Raw genomic sequence first — 5,279 nt, 5'->3', positions numbered from 1 at the left:
AGATATCTTTGCTACTTTACCAGAAGATCTGCCCTTCCCTCGGCTTGCTATTCGCTGGGCTATTGCCTATTATGTTGGGGCACCAAGATATCTCGATGCCCTTTCAAAATCCCAACACCGCTTTGATATTCAAGGAGAGCCTGTCGAGGAAGTTATACTAGAGCATCAACAGCGAGCGGAAGAACAACTCCTTCAATACATTGAACGTAAAAAGCGATTCTATGCTGAGAAAAAAGAAAGACGACAAGCTTGGAAACAGAAAATGAAAGAAAAGAAGGCTTGTGACAATCAAAAGGACGTTGGTTCTCAACAAAGAGACTTGCCTAATAAATAGGCATAAGGTGTGAGCCATGAGGAGAGTAGCCAAAGCCATAGGTTAACAAAAAGTTAACAACAACCTTATCCACATAATCTGTGGATAAAAGGCTCTGAGGGGACTTTATATTAAATAAGGAATTGAGGGATGAAAAAATCAATAACTAGAAGAGATATTGTTAGCAATATTGCCAACAAAATGAATATATCTCGTCAACTAGTAATAAGTGTTTTAAAATCTACTTTAGTAGAAATTCAAAAATCTTTGTTTAAAGAACATCGTGTAAAAATTTCTTCTTTTGGAACTTTTCATGTACAGAAGAAAAAACAAAGAGTAGGACGTAATTCACGTACAAAAATTTCAGCAATCATTTCTGCTCGTCAGGTTGCCAAGTTCGTCCCCTCTTCTGGGCTTAAAAAAGCAGTTGTAGAATATAGTACTCAGAATAAGAGGTTAAATAAGGAAGACTGACGCATAACATTACTATATGATCAATCTCATCACCATACAGCTTCAAGCAATAGACGCCGAAAGAAATATTTTTCGCCAGTACGAGATTTACGCTGGCTAAGACTTATTCGGAACCTGGCTTTTAATGACAGCCCATGGTCGAATTGGGAATGTAACTAAGTTACGGAATTATCCTTTTTCCTCGCCTGAAGAGTTACAAGCTAAACTCCAAAAACTTTTAAGAAAAAGACTATCTTCCCAAAAGCGAATTGGCACCAACTTTGCGACACGAAGTGAGACCATCTAAAACTTGGGGGGTGATGGCACAAATGCCTAAATTTGCAAGTTTTAATTTCCTCACAATAAACTGATAGATGCGCTTAAAAATCATCTAAATTATTAATAGCCTATCCTTATTTTTCCTTACCTTGCAGATCACCCCCCGATTTGGGACGGTCTCCAATAAAGGTGGGGAATCAAATTGACGTTGCTCAGATACTGATAAAATAGAGAGTTTAGTCATGCGATTTTCTTTCATGAGAGGTGGCGCATATTATAGTAGCTAGGCTTACCCCTAAACAACAAATTGTTTCTCTTTATACTGTCCATTAATTGGTTGCAAGATCACTATGCTAAATAATCGAGGAGAAGGCACGTCTGTTTTATTACTTCTTAACAACTTGACGACACCTAAAATTCTTCTACTTAAATTGGAAAAGAATATGAGATCTGTCTTGTAATTTACTTTCCAACATAGGATTATGGAAGCAATGCATAAATTGAGCATGGACCATGGAAATGTCGGGGCTTACAATTTGGGCAAATTCAGCTGCTGACCTAACACAGACTGCTATTTCCTTAGGATGATTAAATTGATCAATTTGGCTATTTATTTCTTCTTTTAATTCTATAATTTGTTCTCTCACTCGATTCAAATTATCCCTAACTCTGATATGTGATCTGACATCTAGAATACTTTCTTTTTCGATCTCTCTTATTTTCCTATGAACTGTCCTTAAGCCAATAGATTTTTCATACCAACCTGCATGCTCACCTAAAGGGCTTACATCTCTTCTCAGCGGCAAAGGATGTTTCTCTTTTAATAGTGAGATTAAAGAGCTCTCATAATCTTTAAGGCATTCAGTTAATATGGCCTCATTATTAATTATGTGTTCAGATTCATGTTTGATGCTGCCCCCTTCTGCATCAATAGTCTTCTTCATGGTTATATTTTGAAAAATGCACCTTCTCAGGGTTGGAATGGAGGTAGAGAATATGTTAGCAAGAGAATCCCGCAGGACTTTATTTTCTCCTTTAAGGTTTTCTACTTGTTTGGACAATCTATTGAAATTACATAAAATCCTAACGTTTGCCCTGACATCTAATATACCTTCACTTTCTAATTCAGCTATCCTTTGAAAGGTAGTATATCCTCCCCATTCTCTTTCTGTACTACCTGGAGGCTCATCTGACTCAGCGGCAGAGCACGGCGGAAGAATAAATAGTGTGCTTATTATAACTAATAGAAGATTAAAAAATCTCTCTTTTATAAAATAGGTCATATAAAATTTCATCTCTCGAATTTTATAAAAATTTATAATGATACCTATACTTCAGGCTCCCTTTAGGGGCAACGTGAAAAATCATCCTCAAATACCTATATTTCTCAGTTTGCATCAGTCCCTTAATTCATTCCTTACGGGACTCTAATGCTACCGTCTTAATTGTCCACTCTCACAAGTATAAGGAGCAAGACGCGGAGAGCATCCAGGAACAGGTGGTCGCCTTGATTTTATTGGATTTCCAGGTTTCTGTAGATGGTTGATGGGTGGGTGTTCATAGCTTTAGCGATGTTTTTAATAGACTCACCTTCTGATAATAGACGCTTCATCAGGCTTCTTTGTTCTGGATTAATCTTGGAAGGGCGGCCAAACTTAACACCTCGCTTTTTTGCTAAATGACGACCAGTACTTGTCCGTTCTTTTATTAATTCTTTTTCAAACTCTGCAATTCCTGAAAATACAGTCATTACCATGCGACCGGCATGAGACGTTGTATCAGCCCATGGTTCGCATAGGGAACGGATATGAGCCTCAGCGTTATGGAGCTTATCAATGATTTCAAGCAATTTCCTGGTAGGATAAGCTAATCGATCGGCACCGTCAAGTTAACTTTTGTAGCAAGTTAACTTTTGTAGATAGTAAAGATATGTTTAATTGGACCCATTAGACGCAAATGAGCTTTTGAGCCGCCTCAGACCAGATGGTGCAGGCGGCTCTAAAAGCATCTCTTCCTTTCAGAAGCTTTTTTCAAATATCGTCCCACCTCAATAGCAAAAAGATTACGAACCTTCCCCATAAGGGCTAATGTTCTCTGCACACCCTGAGGTGATTTAAACTTAATCAAACATTTCTCTTTGCGACGCGTTGGCTGATGGGCATTTTCTACACGATTGTTTAACCCTTTATGCGATCGATGTTCGGTGCTCCGGCACATAGCCTGTATTGGTTTCCTGTAACTTTTCAATTTATCTGTGACAATGACTCTGGGAATAGAATAACTGCCCAACACCCAGCTTAAGAATCTAATTGCTGCTTTTTTATTACGGCGTTTCTGGAGAAAGACATCCAATTCATAGCCATCAGAATCTACAGCGCGCCACAAGATAAACATCTCCCCATTGACCTTCACAGTCATTTCATCAATATGCCACTTATCCGAAGGTTTCCTCTCCCGTTTTTTGATTACGTTTCTGAAATGGCTTGAAAATTTGATGCTCCAAGACCGAATCGTTTCATAAGAGACTTGAACCCCTCGATAAGCCATCTGTTCCTCAATATCTCGATAGCTATTATTAAACCGATGATAAATCCACACAGCTTGACTAATAATAGAAACAGGAAATCGATGACGACGAGGAGCGGCTGTTAATGTCATGCTTCAACCCTTTAAATCTTTTTCCCATATCTAACACTCTCAAGCTTTTTTGCCTACGTTAACTTGACGCTTCCCTAATAGTTCATCCATTCCATATTCTTGTAATAAAGAGGTGATTACGATAAGCTTCAGATTCCTTAATTATACCAAGAATCATCGAATTAATTTCTTTACAAAGTTCCCTCTGATCTTGCAAGGTATTATGGTGCTCCTTTAGTTTTTTTATGATTTCTTGTAAAGCGAGTCTTTTTTCTGATTCCTCATTAGCGGCATAGTATGGCTCTAAAAATGCTTTCAAAAAATTATGTTGGCTTTCTTTTACATATTTTAGGCCTAATAAAATACCCTCCATTTTTTTATCAGTATCAAGTTGAGGTGTTGTAGAAATCAAAATCTCCTGCAAAATGGTGATTGAACTTTCATAAACCCCATATAATTCTTCTAATTTCTTATGAAGTTTTGCTGATTTTAGAAGGTTAACCATATCAGGTGAAGTTAAGCAAAGATAGGGTGGCAAGTCCTCTCTCAGTTTAAAATATAAGTCAGCGATGCTTTTTTTGTTGGCAACCATTTCCAGAGAAGGAGTTGGTGCCGTAGGGTTCATCTTAAGGCAGCTAATCAAAAATCCAGGCTCATTAATTTGGGTCACTAACTTTATATAAATATCACTCAGATTGCCAATTTGGTGGCTCAAAGCTCTAAGAGAAGAATTCTCACCAAAACCACGGGCAAAACCACCGCCCGCAAAACCTTCTAGAAAGATATGGTGATCCTTTAATCATTCTAAATTTTCTTTTAGATTTTCTATATCTGTCTGTGATCCTTCTAGTGTTGGGGTGGGATTGTAGTTGGTTAAGTCACAAGTAAAAAAGGACTGAAGGGATTGTTTTGCTTTTGGGAGTTTTGGGTTTAGTTTTAGTGCTGAGGTATACATCTTCACGGCTTGTTGATAATTTTGAGTCACTCCTCTTCCTCTCTCATACATTAACCCAAGGAAATATTGAGCAGTAGTATTACCTTGCTCAGCAGCCTTCGTGTACCACTTAACAGCGTGCTGATCCGCTTCTTCTCCTTTAGGTATTCCTGCACGGCCGCACTCATACATTGTCCCAAGGTTAAATTGAGCAGGAGCAAGCCCTTGCTCAGCAGCCTTCGTGTACCATTTGACAGCTTGCTGATCGGCTTCTTCTCCTTTAGGTATTCCTGCACGGCCTTCTCGATACATTGCCCCAAGGTTAAATTGAGCAGTAGCATAACCTTGCTCAGCAGCCTTCGTGTACCACTTAAAAGCGTGCTGATCGGCTTCTGGCCCTTTAGGTATTCCTGCACGGCCTTCTCGATACATTGCCCCAAGGTTAAATTGAGCTTCAGAGTCGCCTTGTTCAGCAGCCTTCGTGTACCACTTAACAGCGTGCTGATCGGCTTCTTCTCCTTTAGGTATTCCTGCACGGCCTTCCACATACATAAACCCAAGCTTATTTTGAGCAGGAGCATTATCTTGCTCAGCAGCCTTCGTGAACCACTTAAAAGCGTGCTGATCGGCTTCTTCTCCTTTAGGTATTCCTGCACGGCCTAA

7 protein-coding genes and 1 pseudogene are annotated in these 5,279 nt (G+C 39.0%); 3 read left to right on the top strand and 5 right to left on the bottom strand.

The window, feature by feature from the left end; all coding sequences use genetic code 11:
• The 3 genes from IG80_RS14615 to IG80_RS15035 form a co-directional block, all read left to right on the top strand.
• The coding region (locus IG80_RS14615) for a ProQ/FINO family protein (RefSeq protein ID WP_232224339.1) at nt 1-334 on the top strand (334 nt) is incomplete at its 5' end.
• A 129-nt stretch (nt 335-463) separates the two neighbouring features.
• Nucleotides 464-787: an HU family DNA-binding protein gene (locus IG80_RS0106010; protein WP_052046124.1), complete on the top strand. Its 324-nt coding sequence runs from the start codon at nt 464-466 to the stop codon at nt 785-787.
• A gap of 124 nt (nt 788-911) precedes the next feature.
• Nucleotides 912-1,073 carry a hypothetical protein gene (locus IG80_RS15035; protein ID WP_156962061.1) on the top strand — a complete coding sequence of 54 codons (162 nt, stop codon included), beginning with the start codon at nt 912-914 and terminating at the stop codon, nt 1,071-1,073.
• Between the two features lie 394 nt (nt 1,074-1,467).
• Here IG80_RS15035 and IG80_RS0106005 read toward each other — a convergent pair whose 3' ends face one another.
• The 5 genes and pseudogenes from IG80_RS0106005 to IG80_RS0105985 all read right to left on the bottom strand — a co-directional run.
• Nucleotides 1,468-2,340: a hypothetical protein gene (locus IG80_RS0106005; RefSeq protein ID WP_156962060.1), complete on the bottom strand. Its 873-nt coding sequence runs from the start codon at nt 2,338-2,340 to the stop codon at nt 1,468-1,470.
• Between the two features lie 218 nt (nt 2,341-2,558).
• A pseudogene (locus IG80_RS0106000) lies at nt 2,559-2,909 on the bottom strand (recombinase family protein); the annotation flags it as partial.
• A gap of 134 nt (nt 2,910-3,043) precedes the next feature.
• Nucleotides 3,044-3,703, bottom strand: a complete 660-nt coding sequence (locus IG80_RS13930) for an IS6 family transposase (protein ID WP_075553162.1) — start codon at nt 3,701-3,703, stop codon at nt 3,044-3,046.
• 82 nt (nt 3,704-3,785) lie between these two features.
• The gene (locus IG80_RS0105990; RefSeq protein ID WP_198027218.1) at nt 3,786-4,352 is read right to left on the bottom strand and encodes a hypothetical protein; all 567 of its coding nucleotides are present in this window, start codon (nt 4,350-4,352) and stop codon (nt 3,786-3,788) included.
• A 129-nt stretch (nt 4,353-4,481) separates the two neighbouring features.
• Nucleotides 4,482-5,279, bottom strand: a 798-nt coding sequence (locus tag IG80_RS0105985; RefSeq protein WP_198027216.1) for a tetratricopeptide repeat protein, incomplete at its 5' end; no start/stop codon positions are given.

Source organism: Candidatus Paracaedibacter symbiosus, assembly GCF_000757605.1.
GTDB lineage: Bacteria > Pseudomonadota > Alphaproteobacteria > Paracaedibacterales > Paracaedibacteraceae > Paracaedibacter_A > Paracaedibacter_A symbiosus.
This window is presented reverse-complemented; position numbering and strand designations above follow the sequence as displayed.

Bases quoted from the DNA above. Each gene is read 5' to 3' on its own strand.
- IG80_RS0106010 (WP_052046124.1), top strand. From the start codon at position 464: ATGAAAAAATCAATAACTAGAAGAGATATTGTTAGCAATATTGCCAAC.
- IG80_RS15035 (WP_156962061.1), top strand. From the start codon at position 912: ATGACAGCCCATGGTCGAATTGGGAATGTAACTAAGTTACGGAATTAT.
- IG80_RS0106005 (WP_156962060.1), bottom strand. From the start codon at position 2,340: ATGAAATTTTATATGACCTATTTTATAAAAGAGAGATTTTTTAATCTT.
- IG80_RS13930 (WP_075553162.1), bottom strand. From the start codon at position 3,703: ATGACATTAACAGCCGCTCCTCGTCGTCATCGATTTCCTGTTTCTATT.